The organism is Bacillus sp. TH50, from assembly GCF_016650565.1.
GTDB classification, from domain to species: Bacteria; Bacillota; Bacilli; order Bacillales; family Bacillaceae_G; genus Bacillus_A; species Bacillus_A mycoides.
Window position 1 is genome coordinate 130,269 of sequence record NZ_JAEKFM010000003.1, and the last position, 25,491, is coordinate 155,759.

Sequence of the window (25,491 nt, forward strand, 5' to 3'; positions counted from 1 at the left end):
AGTGCCGAGTAGTCAAGCATTTTCCTCCGGTTGGTGGATAAGACCAACCGCTCCGGTTTTAAATGTATTGTTTTTTATAAGTTTAAGATTAATTTTGTCCGTAATTTCTTTAATAAAGGTAGTCCACTGCCTAAGACTACAGGAAACATATTAATCCGATATTCATCAATCAATTCAGGTAGTTTACGAAATTCTGGTTTTCCGTCAGAAAAGATTAGCTAGATATATTAATTATATAGTGGAACAAGATCGTCGTTTTATTAAGAAACATGTGCGTTCTATTTTTGGATTTAAATCCTATAAAACAACATCTACACACTAAAAGATGCATCATATCTTCATATAGTCATAAAATTAATCTGTAGTCGAAAATACGTAAAGAGCTGCTGAAATGAATTACTGAGAATACGAAGAATAAAGGAGAGAAGCGGAGTAAAAACTAAAAAAATTAGACAAAGAAAATGGAGAGATGAACTAAATGTTAAAGATCATGAGGCATTTAAAACCATTTATTGCTTCCATCATTGCAGTTGTATGTCTTTTAACTGTACAGGCAGTATGCGATCTATCACTGCCAGACTACATGTCTAACATTGTCAATGTAGGGATTCAACAAAAAGGTGTAGAAAATGCAGTACCTGAGGTTATTCGTAAAAGTGAAATGGATAAACTTACGCTCTTTATGAATGAAAATGAGAAGAAAAAAGTTGCTGACAACTATGTGCTTTTAGATAAGAACAACCTCTCTCAAAGTGAACTAAAAAATGACTTAGAAGATTATCCGCAGCTTGATAAAGAGCCACTTTATAAGTTACATACAGAAGATAAAAAAATAATTAACGAACTTAACGATATCTTTGGGAAACCAATGTTAATTACACAAGGAATTGAAAAAGGTGGCTCATCTGCTTTCTCTCCTGCTGCGACAGGTGACAACAACACACCAGCGAAACTTCCGCCAAATTCAGATCCTTTTGCAATCATTGCGAAACTTCCTCAAGATCAAATCAATGCAATGAAAGAAAAGGCAGATGAAAAGTTTAAGAATATGCCAGGCAGCATGGTAACGCAATCAGCCGTTTCATTCATTGAGAATGAGTATAAAAAGATCGGTATCAATATAGATAAGCTTCAATCCAATTTCATCCTTACTTCCGGCGGGAAAATGCTACTTTTATCCTTAGTAAGTATGGCAGCTACCGTTATCGTGAGTTTACTTGCTGCAAAAGTAGCTGCAGGACTCGGCAGAGACCTTAGAAAGAAAGTATTCCGGAAAGTTACAAACTTCTCGAATGCGGAGTTTGATAAGTTTTCCACTGCATCTCTAATCACAAGAAGTACAAATGATATCCAACAAGTTCAAACACTTATGGTTATGATGCTTCGCATTGTATTCTATGCACCAATTTTAGGTATCGGCGGCATTATTAAAGTACTTACTACAGACCTTTCAATGGGATGGATTATCGCAGTTGCGGTAATTGCGATTTTAAGCCTAGTCATTGGTTTATTTAGCATCGCGATTCCTAAGTTTAAGCGTATCCAAAAGTTAGTAGATAAAATTAACTTAATCACTCGTGAATCTTTAACCGGTATGCTCGTTATTCGTGCTTTTAATACTCAAAAACATGAAGAAAAGAAATTTGAAAAAGGAAATCAAGATTTAACAAAAACAAATTTATTTGTAAGCCGTTTAATGTCATTTATGATGCCAATGATGATGTTTATCATGAATGCCGTTACTGTACTTATTATTTGGGTTGGATCACACCAAGTGGATATGGGACATATGCAAGTTGGTGATTTGATGGCATTTATGCAATATACAATGCAAATCATCATGGCCTTCTTAATGATTTCAATGGTATCTATTATGGTTCCACGTGCTTCAGTTTCCGCACAACGTATCGCAGAAGTTTTAGATACTGACATTACCATTAGTGATGTAAAAGAGCCGAAAACATTTGCTTCAGACAAGAAAGGTTACGTTGAATTTAAAAATGTTGGCTTTAGATACCCAGGTGCAGAAGAAGATGTGCTTTCCAATATTACCTTTACTGCAAAACCTGGTGAAACGACAGCTTTCATCGGAAGTACAGGTAGTGGTAAATCAACATTAATCAACTTAATTCCACGCTTTTACGATGTCACAAGCGGCCAAATATTAATAGATGGCACGGATATTAGAGAAGTATCTCAGAAGGAATTAAGAGAGAAAATTGGTTATGTACCGCAAAAAGGAGTTCTCTTCTCAGGTACAATCGAGAGTAATTTGAAATATGGTAAAAAAGAAGCAACTGAAGAAGAACTCGAAAAAGCGGCGGAAATCGCGCAAGCTATGGAGTTTATTAACGCGAAGCCTGAAAGCTTCCGTACAGAAATATCACAAGGTGGTACGAACGTTTCCGGTGGTCAAAAACAAAGACTTTCTATTGCGCGTGCTCTTACGAAAAAATCGGAAATCTTCATATTCGATGATAGTTTCTCAGCTCTTGACTTTAAGACAGACGCAGCATTGCGCAGAGCTTTAAACAATGAGATTACAGGAAGTACTATTTTACTTATTGCCCAAAGAATCAGTACAATCATGAATGCCGATAAGATTATTGTACTTGACGAAGGAAAAATAATTGGAACTGGTACTCATGAAGAGCTTATGGAAAACTGTGAAGTTTATAAGCAAATTGCTTTATCACAACTTTCAAGAGAGGAGTTGTCATCATGAGTGATAGAAAAATAGAAAATAGAAAACAAAGCGGCCCTGGTCCTGGCGGTGGCGGTCCTATGGGCGGCGGCATGAGAAAGATTGAGAAAGCAAAAAACTTTAAAGGAACGATGAATAAACTCCTTCAATACTTGAATCCCTATAAATTATCAATCTTAATCGTTATCCTTTTCGCAATCGGCAGTGCAGCCTTTACAATCGTTGGTCCAAAAATTTTAGGAAACGCGACAACAAAACTTTTCGAAGGACTCGTAAGCAAAGTATCAGGAGCACCCGGTGCGGCCATTGACTTTACCTATATCAGAAACATTGTCATTTTACTCCTTGGATTATATATACTGAGCACTGTGTTTGGTATTATCCAGGGGTACATTATTTCTGGAGTAGCCCAAAAAGTATCTTATAACTTCAGAAAAGAAATCGATGAAAAAATTAACCGTATGCCGCTGAAATACTTTGATAAAACAACGCACGGCGAAGTATTATCGAGAATTACAAATGACGTAGATACGGTGAGCCAAACTTTAAACCAAAGTATGTCGCAAATCATCACATCCGTTATTACAATCATCGGTGTACTTATCATGATGTTATCAATCAGCTGGCAAATGACATTAGTGGCGCTTTTAATATTGCCAGTATCGATGATTCTCATCATGGCAGTCGTAAAACGATCACAAAAATACTTCAAATCCCAGCAAGAATATTTAGGACACGTAAACGGTCAGGTCGAAGAAATTTATAGTGGTCACAATATAGTAAAAGCCTTCAACAAAGAAGAAGAAGAAGTAAAAAAATTCGAAAAGGTAAATGATACCCTTTACCATTCTGCATGGAAATCTCAATTTTTATCTGGAATGATGATGCCGATTATGACATTTATCGGTAATATCGGTTACGTCGCTGTATCTATTTTAGGAGGATGGCTTGCGGTAAAGAGAACCATCGCAGTTGGAGACATTTTAGCCTTTGTGCAATATGTTAGAAGCTTTACGCAACCAATCGCTCAAGTAGCACAAATCGCGAACGTACTTCAATCTACTGCAGCTGCTGCAGAAAGAGTCTTCGAATTTTTAGAAGAAGAAGAGGAAGTGCCAGAAGCAGAAAATCCAGTGAAGCTGCAAAAAGTTCAAGGAGAAGTTACCTTCCAAGATGTTCAATTTGGATACAATCCAGATAAGATCATCATCAATAATTTCTCATCTAACATTAAACCTGGACAAAAGGTAGCAATCGTCGGACCAACCGGAGCAGGTAAAACAACGATTGTAAAACTGTTAATGCGTTTCTATGACATAAACAGTGGTGCAATATGTATCGACGGTCACGATATAAAAGACTTCACGCGAGAAGACCTGCGCAACATGTTTGGTATGGTACTTCAAGACACTTGGCTATTTAACGGCTCCATCATGGAAAATATACGTTACGGTAGACTCGATGCTACAGACGAAGAAGTAATTGAAGCAGCGAAAGCAGCTCACGTTCACAACTTCGTAAAAACATTACCAAATAAATATCAAATGGAACTAAACGAAGAAGCAAGCAACGTATCCCAAGGACAAAAGCAACTACTAACAATTGCACGTGCCCTTATAGCGGATCCGAAAATATTAATACTCGATGAAGCAACAAGCTCCATTGACACTCGTACAGAAGTACTAATTCAAAAAGCGATGGAAAACCTTATGGAAGGTAGAACAAGCTTCATTATCGCTCATAGATTATCAACAATACGTGATGCAGATTTAATCCTTGTCATGAAAGACGGAGATATTGTAGAACAAGGTAATCATGAAGAGTTATTGAAAGCTGATGGTTTCTATGCTTCGCTTTATAATAGTCAGTTTGAAGGTGCGGATGCTTCTTGAGTTAGGTGAAAGTCCATTTAAATAACTAAACCCACGAAGAAAATGCATTTTCTTCGTGGGTTTTTATTATTTTTAAGGTTCTGTTACAAAGTTTTTAAAAGTAAGCTAGACTTTTGCAAAACAGAGTGAGGAGCATGATAAATGGGATGTTTTAAAGGGAAACAATTTAAAAAGAACATTAGAAGATTAATTAATACATTCTTGTAATGTTCTAGTGTTTCTCCTCCTTCTCTTGTTTTATGAATATCTCCAAAGATAAGGAGCATTTCTTCCCGATTAATTGTTGCACAACGGATAACCGGTTTAATTAAAGGGAATTATCAAAAAGGATAGTACTATTAAAAAGAAATCGATAAGGAGTGAGCAAGCGATGGACAACATGATTAATACGGGTAAATTTGGTTTACAAAGGGGCCCTGCTCAAAAAACGGTTGGCCAGTATTTGTTCGATTGCCTGAAACTCGAGGGCATTACCGAAATTTTTGGTGTCGCAGGGGACTATAATTTTACACTTCTTGATACTTTGGAGTGTTATAACGGCATCCGTTTTATAGAAGGACGAAATGAACTAAACTCGGGCTACGCTGCAGATGGCTATGCAAGAATCAAAGGAATATCGGCTCTTATTACGACATTTGGGGTCGGGGAGCTCAGCGCATGCAATGCGATAGCGGGAGCCAACAGCGAGTATGTGCCAATAATACACATTGTGGGTGCCCCTCCTGAGAGGGATCAAAAAGAGCATAAGCTGATGCACCACACCTTAATGGATGGGAATTTTGACGTTTTTCGCAAGGTGTATGAGCAGATAACGGCTTATACTGCCGTGCTTACACCAGAAAATGCCAAGATTGAGATTCAGACTGCGATTCGCATTGCTAAGGAAAAGAAAAAGCCGGTATACCTGGTTGTGGCTAATGATTTAGTGACCAAGCCGATTAAAGTCTGGACAGAACCGGCACCACCACGTCCAACATCCAACCCGAATACCCTTCAGGCTGCAGTGAATCATGTCCGTCTGCTTTTGGAACGTTCCCACCGACCAGTTATCTTGGTGGATGTGAAAACGATGCGATTCGACCTTCAGACAGCGACTCGGCAGCTAGCCGATGCAATGAATGTGCCTGTTGTAACGATGATGTACGGGAAGGGCGGATTCGACGAGAACCATCCAAATTATATCGGAATGTATTTAGGCTCTTTCGGGAGGACTGAAGTCCAAAGTACAGTGGAGAATGCAGATTGTATCATTGCAATTGGTATGGTATGGGCGGATACAAACACCGCAAGTTTTACCGCAAAGCTGAACCCACTGATAACTGTCAATATTCAACCAGATATAGTTAAAATCGCTCAGGCGGAATATCCGAATGTTCTTGCAGCCGACATGCTACTTGCTGTGCAGAAGTTGAGTTATACAGGCAAAGGTTTGACAAAAAAATTGTCATTCCCTTATGAGCAATTCACAACTATTGCCGACGGACCTCTAATGGCGGACGGCTATTATCCACGTTTTCAGCGCATGCTGAAAGAGGAGGATATTGTAATCGCCGAGACCGGAACGCTTTATTACGGAATGGGAGAGATAAGACTGCCGGGCAATGTAACATATATTGGACAAGGTGGATGGCAGTCCATCGGTTACGCAATCCCTTCGGCGTTTGGTGCTATTATGGCCGCGCCGGAACGCCGAGTATTAGTGTTTACAGGTGACGGTGCCTTGCAGCTAACGGTACAGGAAATCAGTTCTATGCTCTATTACGGCTGCAAGCCTATAATCTTTGTTTTGAACAACGATGGTTATACAATCGAGAGATATTTAAATGTCAAAACAGAGGATCAAAAGTACAACGAAATCCCTCAATGGTCTTACACCAAGCTGGCCGAAGCTTTTGGAGGTAACGCGTTTACCGTTACGGTCCGGACCTATGGAGAGCTTGATCAGGCTATAATCCATGCTGAAAAGGAAAGCGCCAAAAGACTCTGTATTATTGAAATGATCGCAGGGAATCGAATGGACGCACCTGAATATATGCGACGGATGCGTAGTTATATGGAGAAGCAGGAAAAGCAGCGCAGTCAGAACTAGTATCCAATTCCCTAGTCCCTAATTGAATACTAATCGAACAGTTTTAATCATACTCTTTTAATAAAACGCAATTAAAGGGGTGTAAAGTGAGTTGACAAAAGTTAAGGTTAGTTTACGGCCCATTGCAAGTAAGTTAAATTTACCTACTGTTTTGAAAACAACTATACTACCAGGTGACTCAATTGAAAGGTTATTTATTGCAACCCAGGTAGGAGAAATCTTTTACATAGGAGACGGAGTTATAAGGACTTTTTTAGATATTCGCTCGCAAATCATAAAATTAGGTAAGTCTGAAGAAGGTGTTTCTGGTACTGGATATGATGAACGAGGATTGCTAGGACTAGCGTTTCATCCACAATTTTATCAAAACGGTTTATTTTACCTTCATTATTCAGTAGCTGGCACTCAAGGTCCGAGTGCCCTTTCTGAACCTTTTAAACCTAATCCATGTGATCCGAAAACTTTAAACTTAAAGTGGATAAATAGAGATACTCAATATGATCATATTGATACGGTTGAGGAATGGATTTTACAATCACATAGTCAACCTCAAAAACGACGGACATTACTTAACATAAGAAGGCCCTTTTTTAATCATAACGGAGTCAATAGTTTAAACTTTTCACCTGAGACTGGAAAACTTGTTTTTACAAATGGAGATGGTGAATCGGGTTATGATCCATTTAACTTAAGCCAGGATGATTTAGAAATAGCGGGTAAAATAATTGAAATTGATGTAAGTAAAAATACATTCATAAATAACCCTCCAGTAGTTACACGCTTTAATGAGTTTCCTTTATCTATACAAGAAACACTTACAGTAATTGCGAAAGGAGTTCGGAATATAACAGGTATTTCATTTCAAAGGTTTTATAATCAGTATATCAAATATGCTGGAAATGTCGGGCAGGATATTGTAGAGTCTATTTTTTCGTTTGTTCATTATAAACCCATACCGGTTACCGAACTTGTTCAAACGCATTTAATGAGATCCACTCCCAATCAAGATGGATTTATTAATTTTGGTTGGCGAGGATGGGAAGGAGAATTTCCTACTTCTTTTATAAGGCACTGTTCTGAGAATCCTACTTCGGATGAGAGAACAATGGCTTATTATAATGATACAATAGAAACATCAGTGAGGCGCATACAGCCCCTAATTAGTTATTTTCATAAAGATTCCAGAGCAGATAAGTTTGGAGGAACCTCACTTACAGGAGTACAACCATATATGGGAACTACAATTCCTAGTTTAACTGGTAGTATCGTGTTTACTGATCTTGCTAAGAAAGAAGAATCTCAGTCTCCAGTTAAAGGTGTTTTAGCATATACTAGGGCAAGTATAGACGATAAACGTAATGATTTTCATGTTATTGAAACCAATTATGATTTTGGTTATCAAGCAGCTTATTATATGAGCTTGGGAACCAACGGAGATCAAACTAGATTATATTTAGGGGTCTATGGATCTATGAAAGTAACGGATTTTAACAAAGGTACTATTTTTGAAATTGTTCCATGATACGGTATAAACTCTTAGTCTAAAAATATATGGAATTCATACTTTTTCAAACGCACGACTTAGCGCCTCTTAAAAAACCTTCTATGGATAAACATCTATTGTATAGTGACTCCTAACAAGCAGAAAGTAAAACATAACCAATAAGTATTTGAATAAAAATAGAAAGTGGTGAATTAAGTCTCTTTAGGGGGGGAATTTGATGAATCGCTTTAGAAGCTATTGGTATCAATGGATGATAGAGAAGGATGCAAATTTTGTCCATAAAAGAAAGGTGACGCCTGCAAGTAGGTTAGTCATTACAGCATTACTCGGTTCATTTGCTGCTATTTTTCAATCTGCGGGGAACTTAATCCCTGGAATTGGGTTATTTATTAGTCCTTTCGCGACGCTACCGATTTTTCTGGCTATTTGTTATTCTATTCGTGAGGGAGTACTTTCTTATATTCTTACTATTTTCCTATTATTCATTATTGAGCCAAGTGAACTAATTGTCTTTCCCTTTACTACAGGCTTATTAGGTATAGCGTTAGGAGTATCCTTTTTACAATTCAAGAGGATGATTTGGGTAATTTCCTTTTCAGCGATATGTTTACTTATAGGAATTATGATCATTCTCGATATCTTCCGTTTTCCTGTACTTGGTCCTACTATTCATACGACTATGGATATAAAAGTTATTACATTAATATTTATACTGAGTTTTTTATACTGCTGGATCTATGCAGAGTTGTGTAGAATAATAATGAATAGAGTATATAAAGTATAGTCTTAACAATTGCATAAAATCTTTTTGAACAAATACACTTTCTCATATATTTTCAAAGGTTGGAGATGTAAGCCATGTATAACATTGAAATTAGAAGGCCGAATTCGAATGATTTAGATGAATTACATTTGTTTTTTCGTCTTGTTATTACTAATACATTTAAAAACGAAGGGTTATCACATCTATTAGATGACATAGAAAATGAAATTAACTCGAAAAAGAAATATTTAAAAAATGATTTTGATAGTAATGGAGAAAATCGTTATTTTTTATTAGCAATAGATACAAGTAACGATAAAATCATTGGAACGATTGAAATCGGTCCAGCAAGTGCATTGATTAATAGTTGTACAGACGGTGTACTTAAGGATTTGTATGAAATAGGAACTGTATTTATACTTCCGGAGTATCAAAGAAAAGGTATAGGGAGTTTACTACTAAATACAATGTATCTTACATTACTTAGCAGAGGAATAACCGAATGCTGTTTAGATAGTGGATACAAAAAAGCACAAAGTATATGGACAAAAAAGTTTGGAAAACCTAGTTATGTGCTGAAGGATTATTGGGGCGAATCAAACGATCATATGATTTGGAAAAAAAGTTTACATGATATACCTATAATATTTGAATTATAAAATGAAATATCTCTCTTAACATAGCTTTTCTTACATACTTATGCTATTATTTATCTTTATAATAAAAGAGGACGTGAATGAACTTGATTAAAATTAATATTCCTGAAGCTGATGTTTCAATTACTGAACGTAACCAAGTTATTAAAGGAGACGAGCCATTAATTACTCCAATTAACGGTTTTATCGATTTCCACTTGTTCCCTAGAGATAAAGGCGGCATTTTTATGTTTTACAATATTAATGACGAACTTCTTTTCGTAGGTAAAGCTCGTAAAATTAGACAACGTATTAAAAAGCATTTTGAAGATAATGTTTCACCAATCAAAAATAATCGTGATGAAGTATACCGTATCGATGCATGTATCGTAGAAGATCCAACTGAAAGAGAAATTTACGAAACATACATCATTAATAAGTACAAAGCGAAATATAACGTTGATAAAGTGTTTTATAAATAAACAACATTAGCGAAATGAAACAATCCTAGTACATACACTAGGATTGTTTTTATTTATATAGCTTTGTAATTTTTGTCCGTAATGATTTTCCTCGCATTTGTTCCTCCTTATAAGGGAATAGATTATTTAATCGGCAGAATTTTTTCGTATTTTAAAGTAATGAGCGGCAATTAAACAAAGTACCCCTATAAATAACATAATAATTCCAAAAGTTTTATGCTTTCCTTCGAAGAAAGGTATGTCTGTAATTACATTTGTCATACATAAGCCTAAGAACACAAGAATTGGTCCAATCCAAAGTAATATGTTGCCTAATTTTGTGTGTTTCTCCATGTAAACCCTCCTTTTTTTACATATATATCCATCTTTATCGCAATCCATAACTTCTAAATAAAGGTTAAAGTAAATCCCCAAGAGAAATATATTTTCTTTCATAACAAAAATTAAAGCATCATATATTGGTACAAGCAAATGAGAAAGGAGATCATCATGAATTGGCTAGAAGCTTTTATTTTAGGAATTATTCAAGGGCTGACAGAGTTTTTACCTATAAGCAGTACAGGTCACCTATATTTAGGGCGACATATTTTTCAGTTAGATGAGGCAGGTTTGTTTTTAGATACGATGCTGCATATAGGGACGTTACTTGCGGTGTTTATTTATTATAGAAAAGAATTTATTTATTTAATAAAAAATCCATTTTCAAAGCTTATGCTATTACTTATTGTCGGGACGATACCTGCGGTTGTAATCGGCTTATTATTTAAAGACTTTTTTGAAGATATTTCAAAAACAGGTATAACAATAGGTTGGGAGTTTTTAGTGACGGGTTTATTTCTTTATATGGCCGATAAACAAAAGAACGGTCGTAAAAAAATGAATGATATTACATATAAAGATGCATTCATAATTGGTTCATTTCAAGCAGTAGCTATATTTCCAGCAATTTCCCGTTCTGGAATGACAATTGTCGCTGCATTATGGAGAAAGTTAGACCGCGAAACAGCGGCGTACTTTTCCTTTTTATTATCAACACCAGCTATTGTCGGAGCTATCATCTTGCAATTTGCAGATGTTTTTCAAGGGAAAGCTGAATCTATTTCTAGTACATCACTAATTGTCGGAACATTATCAGCAGCGTTCTTTGGTTACATAGCAGTTTCATGGATGATTCAATATTTAAAACGTCATTCTTTAAAAGTATTCGCGTATTACGTATGGGGATTAGGTATTTTAATTTTAATGTTGCAATTCACACAGGTGTTTTAAATATAATTATCAAGGAATTATTAGTTAAGATCCTGTTCCATTCATACACGACAGGATCTCTTTTCATTAAGGGGGAAAAAATGTTTACTAAGGCTATTGTTATTGGTGGAAGTATCGCAGGAAAACTCGCCGCAAAGGCTTTATCAAATACGTTTGAAGAAGTAATCATTGTAGAAGCTGGTGAAGAATGGGATGGAAATGGTCCGCGAAAAAGAGTTCCGCAAAGTAATCATCCGCATGTGTTATTAAAAGGCGGCGAAGAAGCACTTGAGGAGTTGTTTCCTAACATTACTAATGAATTAATTGAAGTAGGTAGCATCGTAAATAACTTTACTCGCGATTTAAAATGGCATCAGTTCGGCCTATGGAAGCAGCCTTTCAAAGGCGAAATAAATATGATTCAACAAAGTCGTCTTCTGTTAGAATCGCATATTCAAAAACGAATTGAACAAGTTTCAAATGTTACTTCGAAGTATGAAATGTTGGTTGAAGGATTACTAGTAGATAACAAACTTAATAAAGTCTATGGAATAACAGCTAAATGTTTGAAAACAGGAATGAAAGAAGAATTTCATGCAGATCTTGTTGTTGATGCAAGTGGATTTGGTTCGAAAAGTATAGATTGGTTACAAGAATACAATTTCGAAGTACAAGAAGAGAAAGTAAGAATTGATTTGTTTTACGCAACTAGAATGTTTAGGCTCAAAGAAAAAGAGAAATTAGACTGCTGTGATATGCTTATGTCTCCAAGTTTTCCTGAGAATCCTTATGGTGTTCTAATTCAAACGATTGAAGATGATCGTTATTTTGTTACTTTTAGTGGATATGCAAATGAAAAAGCACCGCAAACAGATGATGAATTTTATGATTTTGCTGAAAACCTATCAATCACTAATGTTACAGAGTTTCTAAACAAATCTGAGGCGATTACCGATATAAAAACGTACAAAATTCCATATCAAGTACGCAGGCGATTTGATCTAGTTAATAATTTGCCTGAAGGATTGTTAGTAGTTGGAGATGCGCATTGTCGTTTTGATCCAGTTTTCGGACAAGGTGTTTCAGTTGCAGCTATGGAAGCTCACCAATTGCAACTAATTCTTCAAGGGAGAAAAAGGCTTGATAAAACATTAACTCGAGAGTTTTATAGGAAGACTGCTATGATTATCAAAACACCTTGGGAAATGACCACAACGGAGATAGCACGTCATCCTAAGTTACAGAAAGAATTAACTACGAAACAAAAATTTCAGCAATGGTATACGAAACAAATATATCAACTTTCTGCAAGTGATTCTGATATTTATATTCGGTTAGTCAGAGTTATGAACTTAATTCGTAGTCCATTTCATCTTTTTCATCCTAGAGTATTACTTACTGTATTACTCAGACGAAAGAAATAGCAGGAAAATTATCGTTTAAAAAAGAATGTATAACAGTTAGTAAATCAAGAAGGGGTAAACGGGATGGAAATATACATAGAACAATTAAAGAATCAAGACGCTGAAGATTTATTTAATTTTGAACTCACGAACAAATCATTTTTTGAAACAATGGTACCAAGTCGTGGCTCTAATTATTACGTGTATGAATACTTTCAAAAGCAACTTGCCGAACTATTAAAAGAACAAACTGAGGGGATTTCTTATTTTCATCTCATACGTAATACAGAAAAAGAAATTGTAGGACGTATCAATTTAGTTGATGTAGATAAGGAAAAACGAATTGGGTCGTTAGGCTACCGAGTTGGAGAGGATTTTACAAAAAAAGGAGTTGCAGCAGCATCTGTAAAATTGATTTTGGCTCAAGCAAGAGTCTATGAAATTAATGAAATACATGCTATGACAACAACAAATAACATAGCTTCACAAATTGTATTAGAAAAGAACGGATTTTCTCGTGAAAAGGAAGCGGAGACAACTACTGTAGATTTAAACGGAGAAAACGTAAATTTCGTACATTATATTTGGAGGACTACTAAGGGTTAAAAATAATAGGGAGGGACATGTACATGAAGGATTTACGTTATCCAATAGGTCAATTTACTTACGTAGGAACTATTACAGAAGAAATAATTGATAAATGGATTCAAGAAATAGAGGATTTACCTAATGAACTAGCAAGAGCGATAAAAGATTTAGATCAGAAGCAGTTAGATACACCGTATCGCGTCGGTGGATGGACTGTTCGCCAAGTTGTTCATCATGTTGTTGATAGTCATATGAATAGCTACATACGCTTTAAATTAGCACTGACAGAAAAGAATCCAACTATTAAACCGTACAAAGAAGAAAAATGGGCAGAGCTACCTGACTCGAAATTACCAGTAGATGTTTCACTTGTAATGCTAGATTCATTACATAAAAGATGGATTAACTTATTATATTCTTTAGAACCGGCAGATTTAGAAAAGACATTTAATCATCCTGAATCAGGAGAAACAAAACTTGCTGCTGCAATTGGACTATATGCATGGCACGGTCGTCATCATACAGCTCATATTACTTCTTTAAGAGAGCGTTTAAATTGGTAACATTAGAGAAGGCGACAGAAATTGATGCAGAGATTATATTTCAAATGCAAGTAGAATCATTTAGTTCATTATTAGAAAAGTATAAGGACTATGAAACAAGTCCGGCAAATGAACGTATTGAAAGAATGATTTCAAGAATAAATAATTTGGACGGTGGATTTTATAAAATTTTCGTAAATACGAATCTTGCCGGCGCGATATGTATATCACGTAAAGAAGGGGCATCTAAATTTTGGATAAGTCCGATGTTTATTATTCCAAACTATCAAGGGAACGGAATTGCTCAAAAAGTATTAATTTTAATCGAGGAGATGTTTCCGGAAATAACGACTTGGGAGCTTGCTACAATTTTAGAGGAAGAAAGAAATTGTTTTCTATACGAAAAGATGGGATATATAAGAACGGAATTTAAAAAGAAATTAAATGATAAAGCAACATTAATTTATTATAAAAAAGAAAGGTAAAGCACATTTTAAATGCTTTACCTTTTTGTACTGTTTTAGATTAAATATACAATTTAAATGTATATTCTTCCAAAAAGTTCGGGTTAGTAATTTTGAATTCGAATAAATATACAAAAATGAACTATTTCGTCGTATATGTTACTAACGCTTTTTGAATGCTTAAAATACTATCGTCACCTTTAAATTCTTTCGTAATTGGATCATCCATACTAGATACCCAAATTTTAAGCTCTGCATCTAAATCAAAATGCCCAGCTGTTTCAATGCTAAATTGTGTAATGCCTTTATAAGGAATAGAATGATACTCTGTTTTTTTACCTGATATTCCTTGTTTATCTACTAAAATAAGACGACGATTTGTAAATACGATTAAATCACGAATTAATTTATAAGCATGCTCAACTTTCTCATCGTCTAGCATAATCTTTTCTAAATCACGTTCAACGCTTTCTGTACTCGCACTTGATGCATTTCCTAAAATACCACTAAATAAACCCATATGAAATTCCTCCTTTATAATATGTGGAATGAGTTTCTTATATTGTACCATGCGAATGACTAATAGATTATGACATTGCTTCAATAGTTTTTTGTTATTATTGCAACCAATTTATATAACCTCATCCTAAAATCTTGTGCTAACATATAATTAAGAAAACAGAAGTAGAGGGATATAGCATGAAAAATATCGGTTTAGTATTAGAAGGCGGCGGAATGAAAGGATTATATACTGCAGGAGTACTCGAATATTTTATGGAAAGGGACTTATTCTTTCCGTATGTAGTCGGTGTATCCGCCGGAGCGTGTATGGGCGCAACATATTTGTCACGTCAAAAAGGAAGAAATAAGAAAGTGAATACAGAGCTAGTAGCAGATCACAGGTATATATCTTATCGAAACTTAATTCAAAAACGTGAATTATTTGGAATGGATTTTTTATTTGATGAAGTACCAAACAAAATTGTACCGTTTGATTTTCAAACATTCCTAAATTCAAATGAACAGTTTGTAATCGGAACGACTGATTGTGAATCAGGACAGGCAGTTTATTTTAATAAAACAGAACATGGAAATGATATTTTAAAAATTATTCGTGCATCAAGCTCTGTGCCGTTTATAGCACCTGCTGTAGAATATGATAATCGAAAATTGTTAGATGGAGGGATTATAGATCCTATTCCAGTATTAAAAGCGCAAAATGATGGTTATTTAAAAAACGTTGTTATAATGACAAAGCCAGAAGGATACGAGAAGCAGCGTAATAAATTTTCTGGACTAGCTAAAATTTTATATAGAAGATATCCAAAAATCGCAGAGCATTTAGTAGAACATTATCGTTTTTATAATGAAACTGTATCTTATATGAATCACAACGAACAAAAAGATAATTTTTATGTAATTCAGCCAAGCGCACAGCTTCCTATAAGCGGAATAGAAAGAAATAAAGAGAAACTTGTTAACCTATATAATCTTGGCTATACAGATGCTCAACATCATTATGAAAAATTATTAAGTTGGGTAAGGAAATAAAGGGGTGGAAAATTGCTATTAGGTAAAAAGGTTATTTTTAATGAATTGCAGAAAATGCATAGTCCGCTGCTTAAACCGTTTCCGAATTGTGACCTTCGAAAAATACGAAAAGATTTTAATAATATGTTTACAGAAGATGATTGCATAAGCGCTGATTTAAATTATTATTGGATGCATACAGCAGGTACTTTAAGTTACATACTTAATAACAATGAAAAGGAGATTGTGTTTGATCAAATAAAGTGGCTAAAGAAATCGTTTTTTGAATGGTTTCCGCAATATCGTTTTATAGAAACAGAAATTGTGAAGTATCCCATTTTGTATAGAGATTTCATGAATTATGAGAAGGACCGGAAACTATTACTGTATTATCTTACTGAATAAAAATAAAAACGTACAAGTTATGCTGCTTGTGCGTTTTTTTGTTCATAAAAAATACAATTTTAATACCTTGTTTATATAGGGATTCTAATACGAAGAAAGAAGTACATATAGAATGATGTAAAGGAGGGAGAGGCGTTTAGATACCATTTTCCTTTAATCCATTATCCAATTCGAATATAGTTAGTTATTTATGATAAAATATTTCGAGTGAAATCAAGTACTTATTATATTCAGTATTAAATAAGTTAAGCCAGGAGGAACAATAGTAACATGGAAAACGTGTCAAATATAGATAAATTGGAATCAATAAAATCTTTACAATCGACAATTCGTAAACTTGAAAATGCTTTTTCACAGATGACTCAAAAGGGAGCAAATACTACCTTAGTGAAAAAAAGACTTAAAGCCGTTTGTATAGGGCTAGCAGTGTTAGAGAACGTGTGGAATCAAGAAAGTCATCGGTATAGCCAAGAAGAGTTAGCAGAAGCTCGTAATATCCTTGCTGGTTTGCTTCCATCAATTGAGAGAGCCTATGATAAGTCTAAGGCTGGTAGTCCTCAAAGAACACTTTTAGAAAGAAGAATAAAAGCGTTGGAACTTTCTATTCAGGCAATTGATAAACCTTCTAAATAAATAACTCATCTAAATATATAACATACTAATCCTAAATTTTATAAAAGCAATCTAGTGAAAAGAAAGAAATACAAAGGAGGCAGATAGGTGACTTCAATAATTAGTCCTAAGTTAGAGGAGCTTAATAATCAATAAAAAAAAGGAAACGAGAAAGCAATTTATACTTTTTTGCATGAAATAAAGTCAAATAATACGCCACTAATAGAACAATGTCCTGTAGAAAATCAGTATAAGCTTATAACGTATATATGGTTAGGGGATCAAAAAACTGAAAACGTTTATGTATTCGGTAGTTTTCCTGGTTGGGATCTGTCTGTAAATCAACTACAACGGTTGTTACAGACAGATATTTGGTATGTAACGTTTAGGACGGATGAGAGTTTTATTTCAACGTACTATTTTTCAGTAAACGATTTTTTCGAAAATGATTGGATAAAGCGCAGTGAAAAGTACCAACTAGATCGATTTAATAAAAATACATTTGGAGAAGATGCCAATAAAGCGTCTGTGTTAAACATAGGAATGGAAGTACAGTATAGCAGTCGTTTTCCTTCAGATCATTATCCATCTGGAAAAATTGAAACATATTCTTTTCATAGTACGATTTTAAATGACACACGTAAAATTTATATTTATACGCCTCATGAATATTCTCACACTTCACATCTTCAAGAACTTCTCATTGTGTTTGATGGGAATTCATTCATTAATAACCTTTCAATCGCAAGAACACTCAATTATTTAATATACGAAAAAGAAATCCCATCTTGTATTGCTGTTGCAATAGAACCCGTTGATCGACTAGAAGAGCTAACTTATAACGATAAAATGAATACATTTTTAACGGAGGAACTACTTCCATGGATTCAAGCTAGGTATCACGTATATCAAGAAAAGAATCATACAACAATTGCTGGTTTCAGTCTTGGTGGCTTAGCAGCTTTTTATGCAGCGCTTCAAAATCCACATGTTTTCGGAAACGTGTTGTCAATGTCTGGATCCGTGCATTGGAAAAAGGATGGTTATGAAAATCAAATTCCTTGGATTGAAAATCAAATTTCATCTATAGATTCCAATACGAGTCAACCTCATTTTTATATAGCAGCAGGAGAACTTGAAAACAAACCTCTTTTAACGGCTAATAGACGCCTGTATAAAGTTTTAAAAGAAAAAGGATACCAAATTACTTATGAAGAGTTTCAAGGCGGTCATGACGGTGTTTGGTGGCGAGAAAAGTTATTTGATGGGTTGAAAGCATTAAAACATACAAAAACCACACTATAAAATAAAAAGGAGAGAGAATCTATGAATCAAGATGAGCTAGATAAAAAACTTAAAAAACAAGAAATTTTAGTTAAAGATGAAAAAGTTTGGTCGTTCACGTATGAGGATCATATTAGCTCTATCGTTAAACAGGCAGAAAAGACAGGAGCGTTTAATGATTTACCTGGGAAAGGGAAACCTCTTAATCTTGATAAAGATCTTTCGTATAATCCTGACAAGCAACTTTATAGAACTTTGAAAAATAATCATGTTTTGCCTAGGTGGATTGAACTTTCAAAGGAAATAGATCATCTAAAAGAAAATTTAAAAGAACTAACGGATAATGTAGAAGCAGCTATGTTAATTACAACTATTAATAAAAAGGTCTCAGAACATAATTTACTTTGTCCGCCAAGTGCGCAAAAAATGAGGGTTAAAACGGATATTTAACGATTTTCAATGAAGTTATCTGTTGCTATATAATTAAGTAGGGCATTTTCAATTCATTATTAAGGGGAGGCAAATGTAATGAAGAATACGTATCAACTTCAAATTCCGAAAGAACTAGAGCAGTATCGTAGTATTTTAGAAGAAAGTGTGAAACCTTATATTAAAGCGTCTGGAACATTAGCAGAGACAACGCTTTTTGAGAGTAAATTTGGTGGTTATCCGTATTTACCTATAGATCAAGAGCATCCTAAAGATTCAAATGGACAACCTATGATGTTACTTGCGCAGCTAAACTTTGAAGAAATGCCGCATGTTGAATATATGCCTCAAAAGGGTATGCTACAGTTTTTCGTAAGTGCTGAAGATGAGCTTTACGGAGCAGATTTTGATCATCCAACAATCCAAAAAGACTTTCGAATTATTTATCATTCTACAATTATAGAAGATTTAAATAAGGTTATTACTGATTTTAGTTATTTAAACACTTCAGAATTAGAGGACTTTATCATACCTGAAGCAGCGAAATTAAAGTTTGAATTGGGTTATCAGCCCGTAACATCAAGGGATTATCGATTTGAAAAGATGTTTAGTGAGGAAATTGATTGGGAAGAAATTGTTGATGAAGAAAATAATACAGAATTAGGCGAACTGTATGATGATTTATGTAAAGATCAAGGGCATAAAATTGGTGGTTATCCATTTTTCACACAGACAGATCCAAGGGAATGGGAAGAAAAATACCAGCAACATGATATATTATTGCTGCAAATCGATACAGATGATTCATTAAATATTATGTGGGGAGATTCTGGTGTTGCTAATTTCTTTATAAAGAAAGACGATTTATTAAATCTAGATTTTTCCAATGTTATTTACAATTGGGATTGTTACTAAAAATAGATAAATGGATTACTAGCTAGCAAAAGAAATCTTCCTGAAGGTGAGGAGGATTTTTTTACGTTAAAAATAAACGTTATGTTAACTAAAATGAAGAATACAATGAAAGTCAAGCGTAAATAAAAGAAATAACAACAAAAATATAAAATAATAAAACATATGTAATTAGCAATAAATCTATAAAGCAAAACATAAAATGAAATTTATCATTTGTATAGAAAAATTTATTTCGCATAAAAAAATTCTGTGCGAATCAAAATTTTTTTGATTCGTTAAACGATAATTAATCGATTAAGATTTGCTGTGATTAATTTATAGCAAAATAAACGATAAAAACTGTAGAAATTCATTTAGATAAGATTTTATGTGAATCTCATTAAAAATCCCCGTTTCGTCTCATTAAGTATAGTTTACTTGGTTTTTGATACAGATAAACACTTACTCTATACAACTTCGTATAATATATATTATGTTAACTAGAAAAAAGTAATAAACTTATTACACATTGGTCTCGGTTGTTACACTTCCCTTTTCTTTGTTTGTTCATGATTGGTTGTGTGTTATATGAATTGATACAGCTTAATAGCTTAGATAAATTGTTCTAATATATTTTTGTTGTTTATTTTCATAAATAATGCCGCAAACAAATTTTAGTTAAGACAAAAAAGCAATTTGTTTAATCGTTAACTTTAAACAAATTGCTTCGATGTTAATTTAATTGATGATAAGTTTTTAAATTAGTTTGCTACAGCAATTGCTTCAATTTCGATTAATAGTTCGTCATGAATTAGTTTGTTAACTTCTACAGCTGAACTTGCTGGTGGATTGTTTGTGTTGATATATTGATCTCGAATATCTCTAACAATGGCCATTTGAGAAATGTCCGTCAAGAAAAATGTTAATTTTACTACATCATTAAAATTTAAGCCTGAAGTTTTTAATGCGATTTTAATATTTTCAAATACTTGTCGTGTTTGTGTAGCTAAATCATCAATTCCAACTATTTGACCGTCAGTATTAATTGCTACTTGTCCTGATATGTAAATGGTTCGTTTAGCATTACTAACTTCGACTACATGTGAGTATCCAAAAGTTGCTGGCATTGTTTCTGGATTGATAAATTTCTTTTGCATGGCTCTTCTCTCCTTTTAATATCTTATTTTCTTTGTATTAGGTTTTAATTTTGGATTATCCTCTATTTACTAATTATTGTCTATACATCATTCAGCTGCTACATATGCAAAAGTATATTAGTCACTTTAATTTAAAGTTTTTAATAGATTATGTACGTTTGATTTTTTTGAGCGCTTGTTATAATTACGCCTTTTTGTATTAATTCTTCAGTTACTTTTGTATAGAAAAAGTGATACCACCAAATAAAAAATTCTTCGTAAGTTATTTCTTTTGAGTATCTGCTGCTTGCAAAGTATTCTTTTAAAGATAAGTATCCTTTAATGATTTCAAATAAAAAACCTTAGTATAGCTATGTTAATACCTATACTAAGGTTATCTAGAATTCTACATTTAGTTATTGCTATTTGATAGTTTACATTTTGACTTCTTTTTTCTCTCTTCCAGCATTTATAGACTCTCCTTCCTTTGGATAATTAGTTACCTATCTGCTTCTATAACATATAAAGAAACATACGGTCTTTGTTGTTTATAAGAAAGAATGTACTTAAACAAAACAATTCACAAATACATAATATTAGTTTTAGCTGCTGCTAAATGAATTCTATTTTATATATCCAAATAATAAATTTGAAGAATTTATGAAATGTACTGCATTTAAGATGAAAGGTAAAATGATATAGTTTAAACTACAATTAGCTACAATAACAACATACGTATATTGTTAAACGTAAAAAGGAGAACTAATGAAAAAGAAATATATGAATCAAATTCCGACTGATGTAAGTTTTAATCCGAAAGATATTATCGGTTTAATGACTGATTACTTTAAAATGAAAACAAAGCTACGTCCTGTAAAGAATTTACCTATTGTTTTATCGAATAAAAATAATGAATCTTTAGAGAGTGTGACATGGTTTGGGCATTCTGCTTCTCTTTTGAAAATAGAAGGTAAAAAATTGTTATTAGACCCTATGTTTGGAGATGCCTCTTCCCCATTTCCTGTGTTTAATAGTAAGCGGTATAGTGGTGCTTTTTCTTTAGAACATGATGAACTTCAAGAAATTGATGCGATTATCATTTCTCATAATCACTATGATCATTTAAATTACAAAAGTATTATGCGGTTAAAAGATCATGCGAAGCATTTTTATGTCCCGATTGGAGTTGCGTGTTATCTTATTAAATGGGGTGTTTCACCTAATAAAATTAGTGAACATAATTGGTGGGATGAAATTACGTTTGATAATATTAAGTTAGTTTGCGCTCCTGCAAGGCATTTCTCTGGACGAAGTATGACAGATAAAGATCGTTCGTTATGGTGTTCATGGCTTATTCTTGGTCAAGAAACTAAAGTCTTCTTTAGTGGTGATAGTGGTTATGCTCCTCACTTTAAGGAAATTGGTGAGAATTATGGTCCATTCGATCTTACTTTAATGGAATGCGGGCAGTACGATACGAGATGGTCTGCTATTCATATGTTGCCAGAAGAAACAGTACAAGCTCATATTGACGTTAAAGGAGAATTGCTTGTTCCTATTCATTGGGGTGCTTTTACGTTAGCATTACATGAATGGAGTGATCCTATTGAACGTGTTACGAAAGAAGCAAATCGTTTAGGGGTTAATATTGCAACGCCACAAATCGGTGAAGCCATTACGTTACAATCTAAAGATTATCCTACGGCTGCTTGGTGGCGAGAAGTGTAAGTATAATAAAAAGCGAACCAATTTAATATTGATGGTTCGCTTTTTATTCATTTATGACTCATCTATTAAAATTCTTTGTTTTATCTACTGGAATTGCATTTTTCATCTTTTCTGTTGTCCAATATCCTGTAGGGTCTTCCATATCGTTTGAATCTTGAATAGCAGATGGGATATTGGGAGCTTTTTTCATTTGAGTAAGAGTATCTTTTTCGCTAGAGGCTGCCAATGCTAAGTAAATAATTAAAGGTATTATAATAGTAATACTAGTTATATATATCCAAAATAATTGATTTCCTTTTTTCATGAGCTCCTCCTTCTATTACATACTAATCTCCCCTAATTACTACTTTACTATATTTGCTTTCCTGCTATTTAAAATACTCTCCCTCACGTTAAATTTTATCTTTAGTTTCACTTCGACTACATTAGCTATTTTCTGTTACTGCTTACGCTAATTTATGTATTGAATCTATTGGGCTGGTCTGCTTAGCTAATTCTTTATTCTTATACTCTATTAATTTATGATTTGATAAAACGCAAGAATGCTCTAATATTAATTCATTATAAAGTACTTCAGTTAAAAATTTAGGTATCATCTCTCCTACGCCGTAATTATAGTTACTTAGAATCCAAGATACCTCTTTCCAATCTAGAATTCCTTCTGAGACTTTTTTTGGAGTGTGATATGTAAATTCATTAAGTAGCTTTACTAAATAGACATACATGCCACCAGAATATGAGGAATCCTCCCATTTAATAATGCCTTTAAATTGAATTTGATTTTGTTCAACATCTATATTTGTTTCTTCTTTTATTTCACGAATTGCATTTTCTAACGGTGTTTCTCCTTTTTCTATCTTCCCTCCTACACCGTTCCATAATCCTTTTACAGGATCATATTCTCTATTTAACATAAGTATTTCTTCATTTCTTTTTATAAAACATAAAGTGTGCTTGTACATAATTTAATTCCTTTCTTTGTTCTTAATAAGTTCTAACAGGCGATATTAAATATACTGCTGCAGATTGTTCACCTGCTTCAATTAATATCGGTCTCATGGAACCACCAAAACTTAAAGTAACTCTATCTTCTTTTATTGCTTTTAAAGTATCGACCATATATCGTCCATCGAAAGATATATTTAATTGCTTTTCACCGTGAATAGCATCTATTTGTTGTGTCTCGGATATTTTACCAATTTGAGAAGCGTTGGAAGAAATTTGTATTGTGCATTCGTCGATGATTTCTAAGTTAACGTTGTTGTTTGCCCATTCACTTGCCAATAAACTTGACCGATCTACACCTTGTAAAATCTTTTTTCTATCTATATTAATAACTGTTTGGGATTCATTTGGAATTAGGCCGGATATATTAGGATATTTTCCTTCAATAAGTCTTGAATACAACGTAATTGTACCGAATTTAAAAATAATGTGACTCTCTGAAAGATATATGTATACTAAATTTAAATTACTGTTCATTAATTTTAGTAGTTCACTAATAGTGGAATTTGGTACAATGCAATTTAATTTCGCATGTGAAGAAATGGGTATTTCACGTAAAGCCAGTCTGTGCGAATCAGTAGCAGCACAAATTAATTTGTTATGATCAATAACGAAATGTACGCCAGTAAGAATTGGTCTAGATTCATTTTTAGCAGTTGCAAAGACAGTTTGTTTAAAGACTTCAATTAATTGTTCCGTCTCTACTTGTATTTCTGTATGTGCGTCTAAAAATGGTACATTAGGAAATTCATTTGCCGAGAGTCCATTTAAGTTTAAAGTAATTTCATCAGATTGAATTGTAATCAACTGCTCATTCATGCTTTTTATTAAAATATCACTTGGCATTTTCTTAATAATTTCAATGAAATATTTTGCTGGTACAACAATACTCCCTGCTTTTAAAATAGTTGTAATTTGTTCGTCTTCAATTGAAATGGGTATAAATTTTTCAATGAAAATATTCGAATTACTTGCGATTAAAGTAATTCCAGATTGATCTGCTGTTATCTTTATTCCGGATAATATAGGAATTAAAGTTTTTGTTGAGATAGCTTTACTTACTTCTGAAAGAGCTTGTGTAAATTGTTTGTGATTAACGATAAACTCCATTTTTCCCCCGCCTTAAATGAAATACTATCTTTATGAAGATTGATGAATAAAAGGCTTTTTAAGTGTTCTGGTATACGTAAATAAGGTTCTGCTGAATCTAATTCCATCCAGGTAATCTCCTCAATCTCTTTTGGCCGTGATATACAGATTTCCCCTCCGATTATTTCTCCTAAAAAATTAAAGAAGATTGCATGATGTCCTCTCTCCTCAAAAAAGGCTTCACTAATGGAACAAACCCCTTTTACGGATATGTCTAGCCCTGTTTCTTCTTTCACTTCACGAATTGCTGCCTCTTCTAACGTTTCCCCGAATTTAACTGCTCCACCTGGTAAAGTGTAATAAGAACCATTTTCCCCTTTGTTTTTAACCATTAATAGCTTTTCATGAGTTTCATCATATAGAAGTGCGTATGTAACATTTACTTTTTTCATATGTAACCCCCTTGAATGGTGAAAATTTTCTGTCTTTATTTTATTCTATCATTAAATTGTTTTGATTCATAAAAAGTAATTTGAGTAAATAACTAATACGAAACGATATCGTGTTCATAGACACACAAAAGAAAAGAGCATATTTTGAAAAAGATTAATCATAATACACTCTTTAATGATTCATTTATAACCTTTTTTCTAAATAGTAATGATTATGCCCTTTAGGATAATCTTCACTTACCCCTATCACTTTATATCCATGCTTCTTATAAAAATTAGGGGCTTGGAAACTAAAAGTATCTAATTTGATTAGCCTACATTCTTTTTTTATTGCAAATTCTTCAATAAGATTCATTAAATTGCTTCCATAACCTTCATGCCTGTATTCTTCAGAAACCCATAGGAAGTCAACATATACATGGTGCCAAAATGTGATTGCCGTTATCCCTCCTACTATTTCTTCTTTTTCATTCTTCACTATAAAACTAATCTTTTCTGAAGGTGTTTTTTCTTCATTTGAAAGTTGTTTTTGGTTATATTCAATTACTTTTTCTCTTATGTAATCACTATCTTCTTGTACCCATTGCTTTACTATTTGCATTTTAACTATCAC

26 protein-coding genes and 1 pseudogene are annotated in these 25,491 nt (G+C 33.6%); 19 read left to right on the plus strand and 8 right to left on the minus strand.

Annotation, left to right across the window (positions count from 1 at the left end; all coding sequences use genetic code 11):
* Positions 1-478: 478 nt before the first annotated feature.
* The 7 genes from JFU23_RS00600 (at position 479) to JFU23_RS00630 (ending at position 10,069) form a co-directional block, all read left to right on the plus strand.
* Positions 479-2,725: an ABC transporter ATP-binding protein gene (locus JFU23_RS00600; protein ID WP_201031082.1), complete on the plus strand. Its 2,247-nt coding sequence runs from the start codon at positions 479-481 to the stop codon at positions 2,723-2,725.
* Positions 2,722-4,596, plus strand: coding sequence for an ABC transporter ATP-binding protein (locus JFU23_RS00605; protein WP_201031083.1), 1,875 nt, complete (start codon positions 2,722-2,724; stop codon positions 4,594-4,596). Before JFU23_RS00600 ends, JFU23_RS00605 begins: the two co-directional genes overlap by 4 nt.
* 370 nt (positions 4,597-4,966) lie before the next feature.
* Positions 4,967-6,685 (plus strand): alpha-keto acid decarboxylase family protein, encoded by a 1,719-nt coding sequence (locus JFU23_RS00610; RefSeq protein WP_201031084.1) that lies wholly within the window; start codon positions 4,967-4,969, stop codon positions 6,683-6,685.
* 91 nt (positions 6,686-6,776) lie between these two features.
* Entirely contained in the window at positions 6,777-8,207 is a 1,431-nt protein-coding gene (locus JFU23_RS00615; protein ID WP_201031085.1) for a PQQ-dependent sugar dehydrogenase, read from the plus strand.
* Positions 8,208-8,406: 199 nt separating this feature from the next.
* Positions 8,407-8,973: a YybS family protein gene (locus JFU23_RS00620; RefSeq protein ID WP_201031086.1), complete on the plus strand. Its 567-nt coding sequence runs from the start codon at positions 8,407-8,409 to the stop codon at positions 8,971-8,973.
* A 74-nt stretch (positions 8,974-9,047) separates the two neighbouring features.
* Positions 9,048-9,611, plus strand: a complete 564-nt coding sequence (locus JFU23_RS00625; RefSeq protein WP_002141923.1) for a GNAT family N-acetyltransferase — start codon at positions 9,048-9,050, stop codon at positions 9,609-9,611.
* Between the two features lie 77 nt (positions 9,612-9,688).
* Entirely contained in the window at positions 9,689-10,069 is a 381-nt protein-coding gene (locus tag JFU23_RS00630; protein ID WP_002013261.1) for a nucleotide excision repair endonuclease, read from the plus strand.
* A gap of 126 nt (positions 10,070-10,195) precedes the next feature.
* Here JFU23_RS00630 and JFU23_RS00635 read toward each other — a convergent pair whose 3' ends face one another.
* Complete coding sequence (locus JFU23_RS00635; RefSeq protein WP_002127593.1) at positions 10,196-10,402, minus strand: hypothetical protein; 207 nt, start codon at positions 10,400-10,402, stop codon at positions 10,196-10,198.
* A gap of 156 nt (positions 10,403-10,558) precedes the next feature.
* On the opposite strand from JFU23_RS00635, the gene JFU23_RS00640 reads away from it, so the two are divergent.
* The 5 genes from JFU23_RS00640 (at position 10,559) to JFU23_RS00660 (ending at position 14,335) form a co-directional block, all read left to right on the plus strand.
* Complete coding sequence (locus JFU23_RS00640) at positions 10,559-11,338, plus strand: undecaprenyl-diphosphate phosphatase (RefSeq protein ID WP_002013258.1); 780 nt, start codon at positions 10,559-10,561, stop codon at positions 11,336-11,338.
* A gap of 80 nt (positions 11,339-11,418) precedes the next feature.
* Positions 11,419-12,741 (plus strand): FAD-dependent monooxygenase family protein, encoded by a 1,323-nt coding sequence (locus JFU23_RS00645; RefSeq protein WP_201031087.1) that lies wholly within the window; start codon positions 11,419-11,421, stop codon positions 12,739-12,741.
* A gap of 63 nt (positions 12,742-12,804) precedes the next feature.
* Positions 12,805-13,326: a GNAT family N-acetyltransferase gene (locus tag JFU23_RS00650; RefSeq protein WP_002127596.1), complete on the plus strand. Its 522-nt coding sequence runs from the start codon at positions 12,805-12,807 to the stop codon at positions 13,324-13,326.
* A gap of 23 nt (positions 13,327-13,349) precedes the next feature.
* Positions 13,350-13,871, plus strand: coding sequence for a YfiT family bacillithiol transferase (locus tag JFU23_RS00655; RefSeq protein ID WP_002013255.1), 522 nt, complete (start codon positions 13,350-13,352; stop codon positions 13,869-13,871).
* Complete coding sequence (locus JFU23_RS00660; protein WP_201031088.1) at positions 13,811-14,335, plus strand: GNAT family N-acetyltransferase; 525 nt, start codon at positions 13,811-13,813, stop codon at positions 14,333-14,335. Before JFU23_RS00655 ends, JFU23_RS00660 begins: the two co-directional genes overlap by 61 nt.
* Positions 14,336-14,456: 121 nt before the next feature.
* Here JFU23_RS00660 and JFU23_RS00665 read toward each other — a convergent pair whose 3' ends face one another.
* Positions 14,457-14,834 (minus strand): PH domain-containing protein, encoded by a 378-nt coding sequence (locus JFU23_RS00665; protein ID WP_201031089.1) that lies wholly within the window; start codon positions 14,832-14,834, stop codon positions 14,457-14,459.
* Between the two features lie 179 nt (positions 14,835-15,013).
* On the opposite strand from JFU23_RS00665, the gene JFU23_RS00670 reads away from it, so the two are divergent.
* From JFU23_RS00670 to JFU23_RS00695, 6 genes and pseudogenes are all read left to right on the plus strand, one after another.
* Positions 15,014-15,865, plus strand: coding sequence for a patatin-like phospholipase family protein (locus tag JFU23_RS00670; protein WP_201031090.1), 852 nt, complete (start codon positions 15,014-15,016; stop codon positions 15,863-15,865).
* Between the two features lie 12 nt (positions 15,866-15,877).
* On the plus strand, positions 15,878-16,249 hold the full coding sequence (locus JFU23_RS00675) for a YxiJ-like family protein (RefSeq protein WP_201031091.1): 372 nt from the start codon (positions 15,878-15,880) through the stop codon (positions 16,247-16,249).
* A gap of 270 nt (positions 16,250-16,519) precedes the next feature.
* Positions 16,520-16,882 carry a hypothetical protein gene (locus JFU23_RS00680; protein WP_002127600.1) on the plus strand — a complete coding sequence of 121 codons (363 nt, stop codon included), beginning with the start codon at positions 16,520-16,522 and terminating at the stop codon, positions 16,880-16,882.
* Positions 16,883-16,969: 87 nt separating this feature from the next.
* Positions 16,970-18,166, plus strand: a pseudogene (locus JFU23_RS00685) (alpha/beta hydrolase-fold protein).
* A 21-nt stretch (positions 18,167-18,187) separates the two neighbouring features.
* Positions 18,188-18,595, plus strand: coding sequence for a DnaJ family domain-containing protein (locus JFU23_RS00690; RefSeq protein ID WP_002136558.1), 408 nt, complete (start codon positions 18,188-18,190; stop codon positions 18,593-18,595).
* A gap of 78 nt (positions 18,596-18,673) precedes the next feature.
* Complete coding sequence (locus JFU23_RS00695) at positions 18,674-19,489, plus strand: YwqG family protein (RefSeq protein WP_016120278.1); 816 nt, start codon at positions 18,674-18,676, stop codon at positions 19,487-19,489.
* A gap of 740 nt (positions 19,490-20,229) precedes the next feature.
* Here JFU23_RS00695 and JFU23_RS00700 read toward each other — a convergent pair.
* The gene (locus JFU23_RS00700; protein ID WP_201031093.1) at positions 20,230-20,625 is read right to left on the minus strand and encodes a RidA family protein; all 396 of its coding nucleotides are present in this window, start codon (positions 20,623-20,625) and stop codon (positions 20,230-20,232) included.
* A gap of 744 nt (positions 20,626-21,369) precedes the next feature.
* Here JFU23_RS00700 and JFU23_RS00705 point away from each other — a divergent pair.
* On the plus strand, positions 21,370-22,332 hold the full coding sequence (locus JFU23_RS00705) for an MBL fold metallo-hydrolase (protein WP_201031094.1): 963 nt from the start codon (positions 21,370-21,372) through the stop codon (positions 22,330-22,332).
* Between the two features lie 58 nt (positions 22,333-22,390).
* Here JFU23_RS00705 and JFU23_RS00710 read toward each other — a convergent pair whose 3' ends face one another.
* The 5 genes from JFU23_RS00710 to JFU23_RS00730 form a co-directional block, all read right to left on the minus strand.
* A complete protein-coding gene (locus JFU23_RS00710; protein ID WP_201031095.1) occupies positions 22,391-22,636 on the minus strand; it encodes a hypothetical protein in 246 nt (81 codons plus the stop codon).
* A 142-nt stretch (positions 22,637-22,778) separates the two neighbouring features.
* Positions 22,779-23,294, minus strand: a complete 516-nt coding sequence (locus tag JFU23_RS00715; protein ID WP_201031096.1) for an NUDIX hydrolase — start codon at positions 23,292-23,294, stop codon at positions 22,779-22,781.
* A gap of 22 nt (positions 23,295-23,316) precedes the next feature.
* Positions 23,317-24,447, minus strand: a complete 1,131-nt coding sequence (gene dnaN, locus JFU23_RS00720; protein WP_201031097.1) for a DNA polymerase III subunit beta — start codon at positions 24,445-24,447, stop codon at positions 23,317-23,319.
* Positions 24,396-24,878: an NUDIX hydrolase gene (locus JFU23_RS00725; RefSeq protein ID WP_201031098.1), complete on the minus strand. Its 483-nt coding sequence runs from the start codon at positions 24,876-24,878 to the stop codon at positions 24,396-24,398. The genes dnaN and JFU23_RS00725 overlap by 52 nt, the downstream gene beginning before the upstream one ends.
* A 184-nt stretch (positions 24,879-25,062) precedes the next feature.
* Entirely contained in the window at positions 25,063-25,479 is a 417-nt protein-coding gene (locus JFU23_RS00730; protein ID WP_002085307.1) for a GNAT family N-acetyltransferase, read from the minus strand.
* Positions 25,480-25,491 lie beyond the last annotated feature (12 nt).